The following is a 17,081-nucleotide window of genomic DNA, read 5'->3' as shown; positions in this document are numbered from 1 at the left end:
CGACCAACGAGGAATACATGACTGACACCACGCTGCCGCCAGGTGACGACTCCGTCGACCGGATCCAACCGGTCGACATTCAGCAGGAGATGCAGCGCAGCTACATCGATTACGCGATGAGCGTCATCGTCGGCCGCGCGCTGCCCGAGGTGCGCGACGGTCTCAAGCCAGTGCACCGCCGGGTGCTCTACGCGATGTTCGACTCGGGATTCCGGCCCGACCGCGGCCACGCGAAATCAGCGCGTTCGGTTGCCGAGACGATGGGCAATTACCACCCGCACGGCGACTCGTCGATCTACGACACCCTGGTCCGGATGGCCCAGCCGTGGTCGCTGCGGTACCCCTTGGTCGACGGGCAGGGCAACTTCGGTTCGCCGGGCAACGACCCGCCAGCCGCGATGAGGTACACCGAAGCGCGGCTGACTCCGCTCGCGATGGAGATGTTGCGTGAAATCGACGAGGAGACAGTCGATTTCATCCCCAACTACGACGGGCGGGTGCAAGAGCCGACCGTTCTTCCCAGCCGGTTTCCCAACCTGCTGGCCAACGGCTCCGGCGGTATCGCGGTCGGCATGGCCACCAATATGCCGCCGCACAACCTGCGCGAGCTGGCCGAGGCGGTGTTCTGGTGCCTGGAGAATCACGACGCCGATGAAGAGGCCACCCTGGCCGCGGTGTGCGAGCGGGTCAAGGGACCGGACTTCCCCACCTACGGCCTGATCGTCGGCTCGCAAGGCATCCACGATGCCTACACCACCGGCCGCGGTTCGATCCGCATGCGCGGTGTCGTGGAGATCGAAGAGGACTCGCGGGGCCGCACCCTGCTGGTCATCACCGAGCTGCCCTATCAGGTCAACCACGACAACTTCATCACCTCGATCGCCGAGCAGGTCCGCGACGGCAAGCTCGCCGGCATCTCCAACATCGAGGACCAGTCCAGCGACCGCGTCGGTCTGCGCATCGTCGTCGAGATCAAACGCGACGCCGTCGCGAAGGTAGTGCTGAACAACCTCTACAAGCACACCCAGCTGCAGGCCAGCTTCGGCGCGAACATGCTGTCGATCGTCGACGGTGTCCCCCGCACGCTGCGCCTCGACCAGCTGATCCGCTACTACGTGGTGCATCAGTTGGACGTCATCGTGCGGCGCACCACCTACCGGTTGCGCAAAGCCAACGAACGCGCGCACATCTTGCGCGGTCTGGTCAAGGCGCTGGACGCGCTGGACGAGGTCATCGCGTTGATCCGGGCGTCACAGACTGTCGACATCGCCCGGGCCGGCCTGATCGAGCTGCTGGACATCGACGACATCCAGGCGCAGGCCATTCTGGATATGCAGCTGCGCCGGCTGGCCGCCCTGGAACGTCAACGCATCGTCGACGATCTGGCCAAGATCGAGGCCGAGATCGCCGACCTCGAGGACATCCTGGCAAAGCCCGAGCGGCAGCGCGCCATCGTGCACGACGAACTCGCGGAACTCGTCGAGAAGTACGGCGACGACAGGCGCACGCGCATCATCCCCGCCGACGGCGATGTCGCCGACGAGGATCTGATCGCCCGCGAAGAGGTCGTCGTCACCATCACCGAGACCGGCTATGCAAAGCGGACCAAGTCCGACCTCTACCGCAGCCAGAAGCGCGGCGGTAAGGGTGTGCAGGGAGCGGGCCTGAAGCAGGACGACATCGTCGCGCACTTCTTCGTGTGCTCGACTCATGACTGGATCCTGTTCTTCACCACCCAGGGCCGGGTCTATCGGGCCAAGGCCTACGACCTACCGGAGGCCTCGCGCACCGCGCGCGGTCAGCATGTCGCCAACCTGCTGGCCTTCCAACCCGAGGAACGCATCGCGCAGGTCATCCAGATCCGCGGTTACGAGGATGCGCCGTATCTGGTGCTGGCCACCAAAAACGGGCTGGTCAAAAAGTCCAAGCTGACCGACTTCGACTCCAACCGCTCGGGCGGAATCGTGGCGATCAACCTGCGCGACAACGATGAGCTCGTCGGGGCGGTGCTGTGCTCGGCCGAGGAGGACCTGCTCCTGGTCTCGGCCAACGGCCAGTCCATCAGGTTCTCGGCGACCGACGAGGCGCTGCGACCGATGGGACGCGCCACGTCCGGCGTGCAGGGCATGCGGTTCAACGAGGACGATCGACTGCTGTCGCTGAACGTGATCCAGGAAGGCACCTTCCTGCTGGTGGCCACGGCAGGTGGCTATGCCAAACGCACTGCGATCGAGGAGTACCCGGTGCAGGGCCGCGGCGGTAAGGGCGTTCTGACCGTTCAGTACGACCGTCGGCGCGGCAGGCTGGTCGGTGCGCTGATTGTCGACGACGAGAGCGAGCTCTACGCAATCACCTCCGGAGGCGGCGTGATCCGCACCGCGGCCCGCCAGGTCCGTAAGGCGGGGCGGCAGACCAAGGGCGTGCGCCTGATGAACCTGGGTGAAGAAAACACGCTGTTGGCCATTGCCCGCAACGCCGAGGAAAGCGCGGACGGAGCAGCCGAAGAAATCGGGGGTGCTGCGGAGTCGGACAGCTAGTTGGTACCGAGCCACTAGACTCGGCCCGATGACGATGCGGGCCGCGGCGCGGCCCGCGGAGGAATCGGGCATTTAGACTCAACCCGACCGGAGATGACGCGACTGCCACCGCCTGGGCGGCCAGGGTAGAAGACCTAAGGAGTCGGGGTGACTTCACCGAACGAGCCGGGCGCCCCCAAAAAGGGGGACGTCCCCAACGGGGATGGTTCGGCCGAGCGTGCCGGTGTGCGCCGCGCGGCGCCACCCGCACAGGGTGGCCGTGCCCAGGAGGCCGGGGACGGACCGCCGTGGCAGCGCGGCGGGGCCCGGCCCCAGCCGCCGCCTCCTCGCCAGAACGAGCCGCCCACCGAGAAGCGGCCATCGGGCCAGGCCGGCGGGGTTGAGGCCCGGCTGAACCGGTTCATCTCCGGCACCGCGGCGCCGGGAGCCGGTGCTACGGCGCATTCGAAAGACGCGGACGCCGGGCCGGCCCGCGGAGAGGGATCCCCCGCTGAGGCCTATGCCAGCGAACTGCCGGATCTGTCCGGCCCGCTGCCGCGCGGCCCGCACCGCAAGCCCGCACCCGAGCGGCCCGCGGAGAGCTCGTCGGGAGCCGGCCGGCCGGCAACCGCGGAAAGCCGGGAGAACCGCGACCGGGTGCAGGTGTCGCGGCGACCGCGAGGCCCGGTTCGTGCCAGCATGCAGATCCGCCGCGTTGATCCGTGGAGCACGTTGAAGGTGTCGCTGCTGCTTTCGGTGGCGTTGTTCTTCGTGTGGATGATCGCCGTCGCGTTCCTCTACCTCGTGCTCGGCGGCATGGGCGTGTGGTCGAAGTTGAACAGCAACGTCGGTGACTTGCTGAACAACACCAGCGGCAGCAGCGGCGAACTGGTGTCCAGCGGCACGATTTTCGGCGGCGCCATCTTGGTCGGCCTGGTCAACATCGTGCTGCTGACCGCGATGGCGACCATCGCCGCGTTCGTCTACAACCTGACCACCGATCTGATCGGCGGCATCGAGGTGACCCTGGCGGATCGCGACTAGCGTGGATGCTGCGCTTTTGGGAGTCGGGCGGCTATTGCGGTAATCTCGTCGCTCGGCCGTACGCGAGTACGGGCCTATAGCTCAGGCGGTTAGAGCGCTTCGCTGATAACGAAGAGGTCGGAGGTTCGAGTCCTCCTAGGCCCACAACCATGTGCCCGTCAAGACGTTGCGTACGACTCGCACTGCCACTGGGACTGATCGCCGTAGTGGCCTCGGTGGCGTGGTCACGACGTGGAGTCGAGGTCTGGCACGTGGCTGTGGATGACTCCGGTCAACCCCTGGGCCACACTGAGGGGTCACGATAGAGGGGCCTTAGCTCAGTTGGTAGAGCACCGCCTTTGCAAGGCGGGTGTCAGGGGTTCGATTCCCCTAGGCTCCACAGCCTGATCGCCGTTCTGCGCTGTCTAATGCGCGCCTCTCCCCGAGGCATACGACGAGCCGAGGAAGCGCTGCACCAGGGCACGTTCCGCGGTCGGGTCTTTGAGCGGCCAACCCCACAGCGACAGGAAGACGCGAATCAGCCACTGGGCGGCCAACGGATCATCATTGTCGGGCCCCAGCATCTCGGCGGCCAAGCGAGTCACGGTGGGCGAGCTGATCACCCAGTCGCTGACCGGGGCCGCGTGGATCGACCGCATGAGCTGGGCCAATGGGTCGGATCGCAGGCGTTGTAAGGCGATGATCGTGGCGGCCACGACCCGATCCGGCCCGCGAAGGTCCTTGATGGCTTCCCGTGTGGTGTCGACGATGTGAGCCGCGTGAATACCCACGACGGCGTCGCGGATGGTCGCCTTGCCGCCGGCGTGCCGGTAGATCGTCGCGGGCGAGCAGTGAACCCGGGCGGCCAGGGCCTCGATCGTGAACCCTTCGTATCCCCGACGAGCGATGAGATCGGCCGCCGCGGCGTAGATCCGCTCGGCGGCTTCGCTACGGCGATCGCGGCCCACCAACCAGTCATCACGTGGCATCCACCCATGCTCCCCTGTGCTGCGGCATGCGGAAATACCTCTCGCAGGTTGAGAAATTTCAGCCTGTTTCTCTCACGCGAACGTGCTGCTGGTGACCGGTCGACGCGGTCAGCTACCATCGCCGGCCATCGCGAGAGCTCCTCAACTTGTCCGCGATCTATTGACCCCGCGGCGAGCTGCCTCGAGCCTGAAATACGTGACGGTCTTGGACAGCGCGACCCGGTTCTTCGGTAGCGAGGCGATACAGGACCCCTACCCGCTGTATGACCGGATGCGCACCGAGGCACCCGTGCACCGGATCGGCGACTCCGTGTTCTACGCCGTGTGTGGTTGGGATGCGGTGCAAGAGGCCGTGGATCGGGTCGAGGATTTCTCGTCGAACCTCACGGCGACCATGGTCTTTCACGAGGACGGCACCGTCACCCCGTTCGACATGGGGCCGCCGGGCGCCCAGATGCACGCATTGGCCACCGCCGACGACCCTGTGCATGCGCTGCATCGCAAGATTCTGCTACCGCACCTGTCGGCCAAGCGCGTCCGGATCATCGAGGAATTCGCGGTCCAGACCGTCGACCGCCTCTGGGGACAGAACCTGCGCGACGGTCAGATCGAATGGATGAGCAGCATCGCCAATCGGGTGCCGATGATGGTGGTCTGCAAGCTCCTGGGTCTCCCCGATGACGACGTCGACAACCTCATTCGGCTCGGCTACGCCACCACCACACTGCTTGACGGGATCGTGACCCCCGAGCGTCTCGAACAAGCCGGGGCGGCGGCGATGGAACTGTCCGGCTATGTCCTGGAGTATTTTGAAAAGTCAAGCGTCAACGGTGAATACGGCCTGATCGCCGACTTGGCCGCGCGCTACGGCTCGGGTGAACTAGAGCAACTGCCGGCGCTGGGAATCATGCTCACGCTCTTCAGCGCCGCCGGCGAATCGACCGCGTCGCTGCTGGGCAGCGCGGCGTGGATCCTCGCCGATCGCCCGACGATTCAACGGCAGCTTCGCGAAAATCCGGAGTTACTAAGCGCTTTCATCGAAGAGACGCTGCGCTTCGAGCCACCTTTTCGGGGTCATTATCGGCACGTGTGGCGCGACACCACGCTTGCAGGTGTCGAGGTGCCGGCCGATTCGCATCTGCTGCTGCTGTGGGGAGCCGCCAACCGCGACCCGGCGCACTTCCAAGCCCCGAACGAATTTCGCCTCGACCGTGCCGCAGGCAAAAGTCACGTGAGCTTCGGCAAGGGCGTGCATTTCTGCGTGGGCGCCGCACTGGCACGCTTGGAAGCCCACATCGTGTTACGGATGCTGCTCGAGCGCACCACCTGGATCGGCGCGGCCGAGGTCGGCGAATGGCTGCCGAGCATTCTGGTTCGGCGCCGCGAACGCTTGCGCCTCACCGTGCAGTGAGCTCATGGTCGCGGCTGCACATCCACACTGGGCGGCCGCGACTGGGGCTCCTGAGGCTTCGCCCGCACTGAGCGCCGGACGAGGGTGAACGCCGCGGCGCCGCCCGCGAGGACCGCGACGGCCACCCCCACGATGAGCAATGGGCGCTTGCCGCGTCGCTGCGCTCGTCGCGCGTCCTGCAGAGCTTGGGGCAGGTTGGTGACCACTTCCTGCGCCGCGGCCAGTTCCTGGGCCAGGGCTTCTTGTGCCGCCGTGATGTCGCGGGCCAGGCGTCCCTCCTGATACCGGCGACGTAGCTGCGCGGTGGTCGACTGCGCGGACTGAACGCTCAGGCCGACCACTCCCCGGGTGACGTCCACCGGCCCGGTCGCCGAATAGGCCAGGCCTCGGGCCAGCCGCTGCCGCGGGGTCAGCCGGGATTCCGTCTTCGCGCTCATCTGCCGCCCTTCTATCCCGCTGGTGGAGCCTTCCGTGAAGCCAGCCCGACGGCCGGCCCGATATCTGAACAGACTGCCAGCATAGGGACGTCCGCGGTCGCCGTGTGCGTTCGCCGCGTTTTGGGCAGCGGTCCGCATTGGGTGACACCGCGTGCGGGCACGCCCACGCGTAGTGGCAGACTCTCTTGCCGTGACTAACAGCCCCTTTCAGACTGCTACCGCCACGCTCCACACCAACCGCGGCGACATCAAGGTCGCCTTGTTCGGAAACCACGCGCCCAAGACCGTCGCCAACTTCGTTGGCCTGGCGCAGGGCACCAAGGAGTACTCGACCCAGAACGCATCGGGAGGCTCCTCCGGCCCGTTCTACGACGGCGCGGTCTTTCACCGGGTGATTCGGAGCTTCATGATCCAGGGCGGCGACCCGACCGGGACCGGCCGCGGCGGTCCGGGCTACAAGTTCGCCGACGAGTTCCACCCCGAACTGCAATTCGACAAGCCCTACCTGCTGGCGATGGCGAACGCGGGCCCGGGCACCAACGGCTCGCAGTTCTTCATCACGGTCGACAAGACGCCGCACCTGAACCGGCGCCACACGATCTTCGGCGAAGTGACCGACCCGGAGTCGCAGAAGGTGGTTGACGCGATCGCGACGACGAGCACCGACGGCAACGACCGTCCCTCCGATGCGGTCGTCATCGAGTCGATCACCATCTCGTAACCAGTCCGCCCCCGCAGGCCGCTCAGCGCTGTGAACGGCCCGCGTAGCCGGCTGTCGTGAGCGTGTCGAGCACCTGTACCGGGTCCGTGCCAAGGTCCCAGCGGGAGAACAGCACCAGGTCGCCGTGGGCCTTTTCGACCTCCAGCAACCGCACTCTGCGTCCATAGCGGCGGAACTCCATGATGCGGATGATCTTGATGTCGGAATGCTGCAATACCTGCGTCCGGAACCAGCCGCGCAGCACCAGTCCTTCGGGTGTGATTGCCAGCTTCGGGCGCGCGCGCCAAGACATCCCCGCAAACAAGATCAGACCCACCGCGGCAACGCCCGCCAGAACACGCCCCGGCAGGTCTGTGATCAGGGTCACAGCGGCGATAGCCATCAGAACACCTGCGACTCCACAACCAGCGATTCCCGCCGTGTGCGGCTCCCATTGTGTTTGCTGCATGCGGTCCTTAGCCCCTCCCACCACTGTCGATGCAGTTATCCACAATCTCTATCAACAGTGGGGATAAATCACACGCGTGTGATTGGGTGGTTGGAAAGTTGCTGATGCGGTGACAAATTAGCCCAAAAATGAATTCATTCCGTTGGCTGCCGTGCTCAGTGCCAGCGCATCGTGAGCAACAACCCGGTGATCATGAAAGCGAACGCGATGGCGTAGTTCCAGGGACCTAGTTGTGCCATCCAATTGAGGGCGGCCGGCGCCTGCGTTCCGACCGCGGCCAATTGAAATACCATCAGCCAGACGAGCCCGATCAGCATGAGACCGATAAAGAGCGCGACGAACCACACGCTGGACGGCCCGACCTTGACTTTCACCGGGGTGCGGCTGACCGCGCTAACGGTGAAGTCGTTCTTCTTACGGACCTTGGACTTGGGCATGATTACCTCGCGGATTACCTCAACAACACGGTGAGCGGGACGGGGTGCAACGATAAACATCGGCAGCTGCACCTATAGCTTGGCTACGAGACTAACTCACCTGGGGCGGTGACCAGGAAATGGAGACTCGATGATCCAGACGCGCCGGTCGCCATGGCGCCTCGGCGTCCCGGTGGTTTGTGTGCTGGCCGGATTGCTGCTCGCCGCCACACACGGGGTATCCGGCGGCGCCGAGATCCGTGGCAGCGATGCCCCGCGGCTGGTGGACCTGGTCCGTGAGACCCAGTCGTCGGTGAACCGCCTCAACGCCGAACGGGAGGCCCTGGCGGGCAAGATCGACGCGGCGCACGGGCGCTCTTCGGACGCCGCATTGGCCGCGATGCTGCGGCGCTCCGCTCAGCTTGCCGGCGAGGCGGACATGAACGCGGTGCACGGCCCGGGTCTGGTGGTCACCCTTGAGGACGCGCAGCGCGACGCCAACGGCCGGTTCCCGCGCGATGCGTCCCCCGACGACTTGGTAGTGCACCAGCAAGACATCCAGGCCGTGCTCAACGCGTTGTGGAGCGCCGGCGCCGAGGCGATCCAGATGCAAGACCAACGGCTCATCGCCTCCTCGGTTCCCCGCTGTGTGGGTAATACGCTGCTGCTCAACGGGCGCACCTACAGCCCGCCTTACACGATCACCGCGATCGGTAACTCCGCAGCCATGCAAGCCGCCCTGGCCGCCGCTCCCCTGGTGATCCTTTACAAGCAGTACGTGGTCCGGTTCGGGCTCGGCTACCGCGAAGAGGTCAAGTCCGATGTGCAGATCGTCGGTCATTTCGAGCCCGACCGGCTGCATTTCGCGCAGCCCAACGGCTCGATCGGCTACTGAGGACGGCTGACCAGCAGCGCGCACGGCCCCGGGCGGTAACCTGGCACGATGCGGATCCTGGTTGTCGACAACTACGACAGCTTCGTGTTCAACCTGGTGCAGTACCTCGGCCAGCTGGGTGTGGACGCCGATGTCTGGCGCAATGACGACGCCCGGCTCTCCGACGAGACCGCCGCCGCGCGCCAGTTCCACGGCGTGTTGCTCAGTCCGGGGCCGGGCACCCCGGAGCGTGCGGGTGCTTCCATCGGGATGGTTCGCGCGTGTGCCGCCGAGAAAACTCCGTTACTCGGGGTCTGCCTCGGGCACCAGGCGATCGGCGTTGCGTTCGGCGCCACCGTCGACCGTGCACCCGAACTGCTGCACGGTAAGACCAGCAGCGTCCACCACACCAATATCGGTGTGCTGCAAGGGCTTCCGGATCCCTTCACGGCAACCCGCTATCACTCGCTGACCATCCTGCCCGAGTCGTTGCCCCCGGTGCTCGAGGTCACCGCCTACACCGACAGCGGCGTGATCATGGGGGTGCGGCATGCCGAATTGCCGATTCACGGCGTGCAGTTCCACCCGGAGTCGATCCTGACCGAGGGCGGCCATCGCATGCTGGCGAACTGGCTTGCCGATTGCGGGTTGGTGCGCAATGACACGCTGGTTCGTCGACTTGAGAATGACGTACACGCCGCGGTGCGGCCGTATTTCTCGGCCGATCCGGCGGCTACTGACCGAACTTCAGCGTGATGATCCCGTCCCGGTTCACCCCGGCGCCGACGGGCGGGTTCTGATACACCACCCGGTGGGACTGGGAGCCACCGGCGTCGACGTCGGCGCCCTTGTCCAGGATGCCCGTCCAGCCCAGCGCCCGTAGCCGCGGTTCGGCGTCCGTCCAGAACATCCCACTGAGGTCGGGCATGACGAACTGATTGCCCTTGGACACCTGCAGCTCGATCACCGAGTCCACCGGCACCATCTGTCCCTTGGGCGGATTGGTCCCGACGACCTCACCGGCCGGACGCGGGCTATCCACCTGGGCCTGGGTGACTTTGCTGAAGCCGTAGACGGTCAGGTTCCGCTGCGCGATGTCCACGGTTTGTCCCGCGATATCGGGAACCTGCTTGGTCTCCGGCCCGGAGCCGACGATGACGGCGATGACGTTGGTGATCGCCGACGTTTGGTTGGCCGGCGGGTTGGTCCCGATCACCTTGCCCAGCAGCTCCGGTGTGGACGGCGAATTGGCCTGCTTGAACTTGGTGAATCCCGCGGCTTTGAGCTTGGCGACCGCGTCGGTGTAACTCAGCGAGGAGACGTCGGGTACCTCGCGCTGTTCCGGGCCGGTGGAGACGTTGACGGTGATCTCATCGCCGGCACCGACGGAGGCGTTGGCGCTGGGGTCGGTGCCGATGACGTGATCGGGCGGGATGATCGAATCCGGCTTCTGCAGCGTGCGTGTTTTGAAGCCGCGGTTCTGCAGCGCCGCGATGGCATCGGCGGATACCTGCCCCCGCACGTCGGGCACCTGAACGTCACGGGCCCCGCCGCCGAAGGTGTTGAAGGCGATGACCACGACGATCGTCAGGACGGCCAGCGTGGCCACCGCGACGATCCAGCGACCGACCGAACCGACGGTGCGGTCCTCGCCGGCGTCGGCGAGAACCTGGCGAGGCAACGGATCGGTCCGTGGCGGGCCCGCGCTGCCGGCGGACGACAGCATCGAGCTTCGGTCCGCGTCGGTGAAAACCTTGGGCGCTTCGGGCTTTTCGCCGTTGTGCACCCGGATCAGGTCGGCGCGCATCTCCGCTGCGGTCTGATAGCGGTTCTCCGGATTTTTGGCGAGCGCCTTGAGGACAACGGCGTCGAGGTCGGCGGAGATGCCTTCGTGGCGCTGCGACGGCGGGACCGGGTCTTCACGGACATGTTGGTAGGCAACCGCGACCGGTGAGTCTCCGACGAAAGGCGGTTCGCCCGTGAGGATTTCGTACAGGACGCAACCCAACGAATACACGTCGGAACGGGCGTCGACGGTCTCGCCGCGGGCTTGCTCGGGCGACAGGTACTGCGCGGTTCCAATCACCGCGGCGGTCTGGGTGACGCTGTTGCCGCTGTCTGCGATCGCGCGGGCGATACCGAAATCCATCACCTTGACCGCATTGGTGGTGCTGATCATGATGTTGGCCGGCTTGACGTCGCGGTGGATGATGCCGTTCTGATGACTGAAGTTCAGCGCCTGGCACGCGTCGGCGATGATCTCGATCGCGCGCCGCGGCGGTAGCGGGCCGTCGGTGTGCACGATGTCGCGCAGGGTGACCCCGTCGACGTACTCCATGACGATGTAGGGCAGCGGCCCGGTGGGGGTCTCCGCCTCACCGGTGTCGTACACGGCGACGATGGACGGGTGATTCAACGCGGCGGCGTTTTGCGCCTCGCGCCGGAAGCGTAGGTAGAAGCTGGGATCGCGGGCCAGATCCGCGCGCAGCACCTTGACCGCGACGTCGCGATGCAAACGGACGTCGCGGGCCAGGTGAACCTCGGACATACCCCCGAAGCCGAGGATCTCGCCCACTTCGTAACGGTCGGACAGGTGCTGCGGGGTGGTCATTGCGATGTCTCGTGTCGGGCCGGTCCGGGGCGGAATCCAGCCGTCCCCATCGTGCCGTCATCGGGCCAAGTGAGCCGCACGCCGGGGTGGGTCGCGGAACCGCTCGGCGTGTTGGTCGGTGGCGGCGCCGAGGCCGGCGGGGTGCCGGTGTCGGTGACCGTCGGGGGTTGTTGCTGCTGATCCCCCCGGGAATTGATGACGATGAGCACCGCGATGATGATCGCCAGCGCGCCGAGCACCCCGGCGGCCCACAGCAGTGCCCGCTGCCCCGACGAGAAGGTGCGCCGGGCCGGGGGCGGACGGTGCCCGCCGGTGGTCGGGCGGGATCGCCGCGGCGCAGCGCTTCGAGGGGACACCGCGGCCGCCCTGGTCGTCGGGCTGGACGGAATCGCCGCGGGCGATGCCCGGCCCGGAGGCGGTGACTGGCTGGGGCGGGGAGGGCGACGACCGGCGCGCACCGCGGCCACGGCATCGGCGAACGGTCCCCCGCTGCGGTAACGCATCGCCGGATTCTTGACCAGCGTGATCTCGATGAGTTCTCGGACGTTGGGCGGCAGCTCCGGGGGCAGCGGCGGCGGAGGTTCCTTGATGTGCTTCATCGCCACCGTCAGCGCGCCGTCACCGGTAAACGGCCGCTTACCCGAAACAACCTCGTAGCCAACGACTCCCAGCGAATACACATCGCTGGACGGGGTGGCGTCGTGACCAAGGGCCTGTTCGGGCGCGATGTATTGGGCGGTCCCCATCACCATCCCGGTCTGGGTCACCGGGGCCGCGTCGACGGCCTTGGCGATACCGAAGTCGGTGATCTTCACCTGGCCGGTCGGGGTGATCAGGATGTTGCCCGGCTTGACGTCGCGGTGGACCAGACCGGCGGCGTGCGCGACCTGCAACGCGCGTCCGGTCTGCTCGAGCATGTCCAGTGCGTGCCGCAGCGACAGCCGGCCGGTGCGTTTGAGCACCGAGTTCAGCGGCTCGCCGTTGACCAGCTCCATCACCAGATAGGCGGTGCGGCCTTCCCCGTCCAGCTGGCTCTCGCCGTAGTCGTGGACCGCCGCGATCCCGGGGTGGTTGAGCATCGCCGTGGTCCGCGCTTCAGCGCGGAAGCGCTCGATGAACTCGGGGTCCTGGGAAAACTCCTGTTTGAGTACCTTGACCGCGACGCGGCGGCCCAGGCGGCTGTCCACCGCCTCCCAGACCTGACCCATGCCGCCGGTGGCGATCAGCCGCTGCAGGCGGTATCTGCCTGACAGCGTCACACCAACTCGCGGGCTCATGGTCCTCCCTGTAGCGCGGCCTGGATCACAGCCCGACCGATCGGCGCGGCGAGTGCACCCCCCGTCGCGGACAGGCGGTCGGCGCCATTCTCCACCAACACCGCCACGGCGACCTTCGGGGTCTGTGCGGGCGCGAAAGCGATGTACCACGCGTGCGGCGGTGTGTGCCGCGGATCGGTGCCATGCTCTGCGGTACCCGTCTTGGATGCGATCTGCACGCCGGGAATGGCCCCTTTCTGTTGTGCGACCTTCTCGGCGCCGACCATCAGCTCTGTCAGCTTAGCGGCGACCTGCGGCGACACCGCGCGCTGCTGCTCATAGGGTGCGGTGGTGCTGATGGTGGTCAGGTCCGGCCCCTTGAGGCTGTCGATGAGGTAGGGCTGCATCGTCACCCCGCCGTTCGCGATGGTCGCGGCGATCTCGGCGTTCTGCAAGGGTGTCATGGCGACATCCTTCTGGCCGATGCTCGACATTCCCAGGGCCGCGGCGTCCGGGATGATCCCGATGGTTGATTCCGCGACCTGCAGCGGGATGACGCTCGGGGTGGTGTCCAGGCCGAATGAGTGCGCCATGCTGCGCAGCGCGTCGGATCCGGTGAGGATGCCGAGTTGGACGAATGCGGTGTTGCAGGACAGGGCGAACGCCTGTTGCAAGGACACGGTCGGCTCGTTGCCACACGCCTGTCCACCGTAGTTCTCCAAAGTCGCGGTGCTATTGGGCAGTGGGATCGAGGGGGCGGCGGTCAGCTGTTCGCTGTCGGAGGCGCCGGCCTGCAGCGCGGCCGCGGTGGTGATGACCTTGAAGGTGGAGCCGGGTGGGTAGGTCTCCGAGATGGCGCGGTTGGTCATCGGGTTGTTGGGATCGTCGCGCAGCCGTTGCCAGGCCTGCGCCTGCACCTCGGGATCGTGCGACGACAGCTGATTGGGGTCATAGGACGGTGATGACACCATCGCCAAAATCTTGCCGGTGGCCGGCTCGAGTGCGACGACGGCGCCCTTGCACGGCGGGCCCCCGCAGCCCTGCTGCATCCCGTCCCAGGCGGCCTGCTGGACCCGCGGCTTGATCGTGGTGTCGACGTTGGCCCCGCGGGGGTCGCGACCGGTGAAGAAGTCGGCCAGCCGGCGTCCGAACAGCCTTTCGTCGGAGCCGTTCAACAGCGGGTCCTCGGCCCGTTCCAGACCAGTGCTGGAATAGCGCAACGAGTAAAACCCGGTGACCGGGACGTATGCGGCGGGGTTGGGATAGACCCGCAGGAACCGGAAGCGGTTATCGGTGGCGACGGAGTAGGCCAACAGCTGTCCGCCCGCCACAATCTGGCCGCGCTGGCGCGAGTACTCGTCGAGCAGGACCCGCTGATTGCGCGGGTCGACGCGCAGCGAGTCGGCCGCGAAGACCTGCGTCATCGTGGCATTGATCAACAGCAGCACGATCAACGCCATCACGGTCACCGAGATCCGGCGCAGGGAGGCGTTCATACTTTCTCGATCACCTCGGTGCCGGCGGCCGCGATCGGTGGATTGCGGCGCGCGGGGGTGCGCAACGGACGGCGGGCGCTGTGCGAGATACGCGCCAGGATGGCCAACAGCACATAGTTCGCCAGCAATGACGAACCGCCGTAAGACATCCACGGGGTGGTCAACCCGGTCAGCGGGATGAGCTGGGTTACCCCGCCGACGACGATGAATAGCTGAAGGGCCAGCGTCGAGGCCAAGCCCGCCGCCAGCAGCTTGCCGAAGCTATCCCGGGTGGCGATGGCCGTACGCATTCCTCGCACGATGACGATGGTGTACAGCATCAAGATGCTCGCCAGGCCCACCAACCCCAGCTCCTCGCCGAACGCCGCGATGATGAAGTCAGTGGACGCGGCCGGCACGGTGTCGGGTTGGCCATTGCCGAGCCCGGTGCCGAAGATCCCCCCGGTGGCAAAGCTGAACAGCGACTGCACAATCTGATAGCCGCTGCCGTCGGGGTCGGAGAACGGGTCCCACCACATCTGCACCCGGACCCGGACGTGGCGGAAAATGAAGTACGCGACAACGCTTCCCGCGGCGAACAGCACCAGGCCGATTCCCACCCAGCTGAAGCGTTGGGTGGCGAGGTAGACCACCACCAAAAATGATGTGTACAGCAATAGCGAAGTGCCAAGGTCCTTTTCGAAGGCCATCACGCCGACCGAGATCACCCAGGCCGCCAGCAGGGGCGCGAGGTCGCGGGGGCGAGGCAGGGTCAAGCCCATGAAGTGCTTGCCGACGCTGGTGAACAGGCCGCGTTTGGCGATCAGCACCGCGGAGAAGAAGATCAGGAGCAGGATCTTGGAGAATTCGGCGGGCTGAATTGAGAAGCCGGGCAAGCGAATCCAGATCTTGGCGCCGTTCTGTTCGGACAGCGATGCCGGCAACAGGGCGGGAATCACCAGGAAGATCAGACCGAAGAGTCCACATATGTAGCCGTAGCGCGCCAGTTGCCGATGGTCTTTCAAGAAGGTGACCACCAGGGCAAAGGTGACCACACCGACCAGGGTCCACAGCATCTGCTGGGTCGCACTGGGGTGGTGGCGGCCGCTGAGCTGGTCGGTCACCAGATCGAGCCGGTGAATCATCACCAGGCCAAGCCCGTTGAGCAATGCGACGATCGGCAACAGCAGCGGATCGGTATAGGGCGCGAAACGCCTGATGGCCATGTGTGCCGATCCGAACACGACGAGAAACACCAGCCCGTAGTTGATCGCGTTCCAGCGCAGATCGCGGGTTTGATTGGCCTCAACTATCAGCAGCGCGGTAACGGTGATCAACGAGGCGAAGCCCAGCAGCAACAACTCGGCGTTGCGCCGGGTAGGCAGAGGGGGCGTGACCGCGACCGGCGGCTGAAGCTGTGTTGTCATGCCACCGTCCGGCAGTCGATGCCCGGTTGGAGTGGGGGCCCGGGGAGAGCGGTCACCGTTTGCGACGTGGTGGTCGGACCTGCCGGTGATGAGTTCGCGGGGCCGTTGGAGGCGTTCGTGCTGGGTGGTGCTGGCGATGCGGTGGTGCTGGATTCGGGTGTTCCGCTGCCGGTGGACGGTGACCGGGGCGGCGAGGTGGCGCGTGGTGACGGGCAGATCGGCAGCAGGTATTCGGCCAACAATTGGCGCAGCTGCGATTCCGCTTGGTCCAGGCTGCCGCCCGGCAGTCCCGTTTGGACTTGGACCTGTCCGGGACGGCGCAGATCTTGCAGCGTCATCATCTGGCAATTGGGGTGGCCGGATTGCCCGTAGCTGACCAGGGACAGCTCGTTGTGGGTGTTGACGCAGCCCACCAGGTAGGGCCGTTGCAACGGAACACCCAGCAGGGTTCCCTGGATCCCGCGGACGATGGAGACCCGGCCGTTGTATTCGGCGACGTAGTAGTTGCGCTGGATGACCCACCACCCGACAGTGAAGCCCCCGAGAACCAGCAGTACCGCCAAGGCGGCGAAGACGATCATGTGCCGGCGGGACCACCGCGGCCGATGTGTCGTTTCCGGTTGCGGCGCAACGCGTTTGGCTGACTCTTCGCGAGGCCTGATCGCCGAGGCGCGCCCGGCCGAGGTGTTGGGCAGTGTCATTTGGTCCTCGTCGCCTGACACCGCGCCGGCGAGGATCGGCTGGGTTTGCCCGTAGTCGTAGTCGACGACGTCGGCGACCACGACGGTGACATTGTCCGGACCGCCGCCGCGCAGCGCCAGCTCGATGAGGCGGTACGCAGCCTCGGCGACGTCGGGAATTTGCAACGCCTCGAGGATGGTCTCGTCGCTCACCGGGTCCGACAACCCGTCGGAGCAAAGGAGATAGCGATCGCCGGTGCGCGCTTCCCGCATGGTCAGTGTCGGCTCGACCTCGTGACCGGTGAGCGCGCGCATGATCAACGATCGCTGCGGATGGCTGTGTGCCTCTTCCCGGGTGATACGGCCTTCGTCGACCAAGGTCTGCACGAACGTGTCATCCTTGGTGATTTGGCTCAGTTCGCCGTCGCGCAACATATAGCCACGCGAGTCGCCGATGTGCACCAATCCAATTCGGTCGCCCGCGAACAGGATTGCGGTAAGTGTGGTGCCCATCCCTTCAAGTTCGGGCTCCGCTTCGACCTGAGCGGCGATGGCCGCGTTGCCGGAGCGCACCGCGTTGTCGAGCTTGGCCAGCAGGTCGCCGCCGGGCTCGTCGTCATCAAGGTGGGCGAGTGCGGCGATCACCAACTGGGACGCCACCTCGCCGGCGGCGTGACCGCCCATGCCGTCGGCCAGAGCGAGGAGGCGGGCGCCGGCATAGACAGAGTCTTCGTTGTTGGCGCGCACCAGGCCGCGGTCACTCCGGGCGGCGTATCGCAGGACCAGGGTCACGGGCG

General features: G+C 66.1%; 15 protein-coding genes and 2 tRNA genes. 8 read left to right on the top strand and 9 right to left on the bottom strand.

The features are described 5' to 3' along the window. Positions 1-17 precede the first annotated feature (17 nt). The 4 genes from gyrA (at position 18) to EPN51_RS28280 (ending at position 3,939) form a co-directional block, all read left to right on the top strand. Positions 18-2,537: a DNA gyrase subunit A gene (gene gyrA, locus EPN51_RS28295; protein ID WP_293049185.1), complete on the top strand. Its 2,520-nt coding sequence runs from the start codon at positions 18-20 to the stop codon at positions 2,535-2,537. A gap of 147 nt (positions 2,538-2,684) precedes the next feature. Continuing rightward, complete coding sequence (locus tag EPN51_RS28290; protein WP_293049184.1) at positions 2,685-3,560, top strand: DUF3566 domain-containing protein; 876 nt, start codon at positions 2,685-2,687, stop codon at positions 3,558-3,560. A 70-nt stretch (positions 3,561-3,630) separates the two neighbouring features. Beyond that, positions 3,631-3,704, top strand: a tRNA-Ile gene (locus EPN51_RS28285). 162 nt (positions 3,705-3,866) lie between these two features. Beyond that, positions 3,867-3,939: transfer RNA gene (locus EPN51_RS28280), tRNA-Ala, on the top strand. A gap of 25 nt (positions 3,940-3,964) precedes the next feature. On the opposite strand, the gene EPN51_RS28275 is transcribed toward EPN51_RS28280, so the two are convergent. Further along, the gene (locus tag EPN51_RS28275; RefSeq protein ID WP_293049183.1) at positions 3,965-4,528 is read right to left on the bottom strand and encodes a TetR/AcrR family transcriptional regulator; all 564 of its coding nucleotides are present in this window, start codon (positions 4,526-4,528) and stop codon (positions 3,965-3,967) included. Positions 4,529-4,724: 196 nt separating this feature from the next. Between EPN51_RS28275 and EPN51_RS28270 the strand changes: the two genes are divergently transcribed. Then, entirely contained in the window at positions 4,725-5,939 is a 1,215-nt protein-coding gene (locus EPN51_RS28270) for a cytochrome P450 (protein ID WP_293049182.1), read from the top strand. A 2-nt stretch (positions 5,940-5,941) separates the two neighbouring features. Here the strand turns inward: EPN51_RS28270 and cwsA are convergent, their stop codons facing one another. Beyond that, positions 5,942-6,376 (bottom strand): cell wall synthesis protein CwsA, encoded by a 435-nt coding sequence (cwsA, locus tag EPN51_RS28265; protein WP_293049181.1) that lies wholly within the window; start codon positions 6,374-6,376, stop codon positions 5,942-5,944. A 172-nt stretch (positions 6,377-6,548) separates the two neighbouring features. On the opposite strand from cwsA, the gene EPN51_RS28260 reads away from it, so the two are divergent. Further along, positions 6,549-7,097: a peptidylprolyl isomerase gene (locus tag EPN51_RS28260; protein WP_293049180.1), complete on the top strand. Its 549-nt coding sequence runs from the start codon at positions 6,549-6,551 to the stop codon at positions 7,095-7,097. Between the two features lie 22 nt (positions 7,098-7,119). Here the strand turns inward: EPN51_RS28260 and EPN51_RS28255 are convergent, their stop codons facing one another. Both EPN51_RS28255 and crgA read right to left on the bottom strand, forming a co-directional pair. Then, positions 7,120-7,545, bottom strand: a complete 426-nt coding sequence (locus EPN51_RS28255; protein WP_293049179.1) for a PH domain-containing protein — start codon at positions 7,543-7,545, stop codon at positions 7,120-7,122. A 155-nt stretch (positions 7,546-7,700) separates the two neighbouring features. Beyond that, positions 7,701-7,982, bottom strand: coding sequence for a cell division protein CrgA (crgA, locus tag EPN51_RS28250; protein ID WP_067257170.1), 282 nt, complete (start codon positions 7,980-7,982; stop codon positions 7,701-7,703). Between the two features lie 130 nt (positions 7,983-8,112). Between crgA and EPN51_RS28245 the strand changes: the two genes are divergently transcribed. Both EPN51_RS28245 and EPN51_RS28240 read left to right on the top strand, forming a co-directional pair. Beyond that, entirely contained in the window at positions 8,113-8,856 is a 744-nt protein-coding gene (locus EPN51_RS28245; protein ID WP_293049178.1) for a DUF881 domain-containing protein, read from the top strand. Positions 8,857-8,904: 48 nt separating this feature from the next. Then, positions 8,905-9,591, top strand: coding sequence for an aminodeoxychorismate/anthranilate synthase component II (locus tag EPN51_RS28240; RefSeq protein WP_293049177.1), 687 nt, complete (start codon positions 8,905-8,907; stop codon positions 9,589-9,591). Here the strand turns inward: EPN51_RS28240 and pknB are convergent. The 5 genes from pknB to EPN51_RS28215 are packed head-to-tail and all read right to left on the bottom strand — an operon-like array spanning position 9,569 to position 17,076. Next, positions 9,569-11,446: a Stk1 family PASTA domain-containing Ser/Thr kinase gene (gene pknB, locus EPN51_RS28235; RefSeq protein ID WP_293049176.1), complete on the bottom strand. Its 1,878-nt coding sequence runs from the start codon at positions 11,444-11,446 to the stop codon at positions 9,569-9,571. The two genes, EPN51_RS28240 and pknB, sit on opposite strands and share 23 nt — an antisense overlap. Then, positions 11,443-12,723, bottom strand: coding sequence for a serine/threonine-protein kinase (locus EPN51_RS28230; protein ID WP_293049175.1), 1,281 nt, complete (start codon positions 12,721-12,723; stop codon positions 11,443-11,445). Before EPN51_RS28230 ends, pknB begins: the two co-directional genes overlap by 4 nt. After that, positions 12,720-14,198 (bottom strand): D,D-transpeptidase PbpA, encoded by a 1,479-nt coding sequence (pbpA, locus tag EPN51_RS28225; protein WP_293049174.1) that lies wholly within the window; start codon positions 14,196-14,198, stop codon positions 12,720-12,722. Before pbpA ends, EPN51_RS28230 begins: the two co-directional genes overlap by 4 nt. Further along, on the bottom strand, positions 14,195-15,604 hold the full coding sequence (locus EPN51_RS28220; RefSeq protein WP_293049173.1) for an FtsW/RodA/SpoVE family cell cycle protein: 1,410 nt from the start codon (positions 15,602-15,604) through the stop codon (positions 14,195-14,197). The genes pbpA and EPN51_RS28220 overlap by 4 nt, the downstream gene beginning before the upstream one ends. Further along, a complete protein-coding gene (locus tag EPN51_RS28215) occupies positions 15,601-17,076 on the bottom strand; it encodes a protein phosphatase 2C domain-containing protein (RefSeq protein WP_293049172.1) in 1,476 nt (491 codons plus the stop codon). The genes EPN51_RS28220 and EPN51_RS28215 overlap by 4 nt, the downstream gene beginning before the upstream one ends. Positions 17,077-17,081: the final 5 nt, after the last annotated feature.

This window comes from Mycobacterium sp. (assembly GCF_004298145.1).
In the GTDB taxonomy this organism is placed as follows: domain Bacteria; phylum Actinomycetota; class Actinomycetes; order Mycobacteriales; family Mycobacteriaceae; genus Mycobacterium.
Note: the sequence above shows the minus strand (reverse complement) of the source record. Positions and strands in the feature narration are given on the sequence as shown.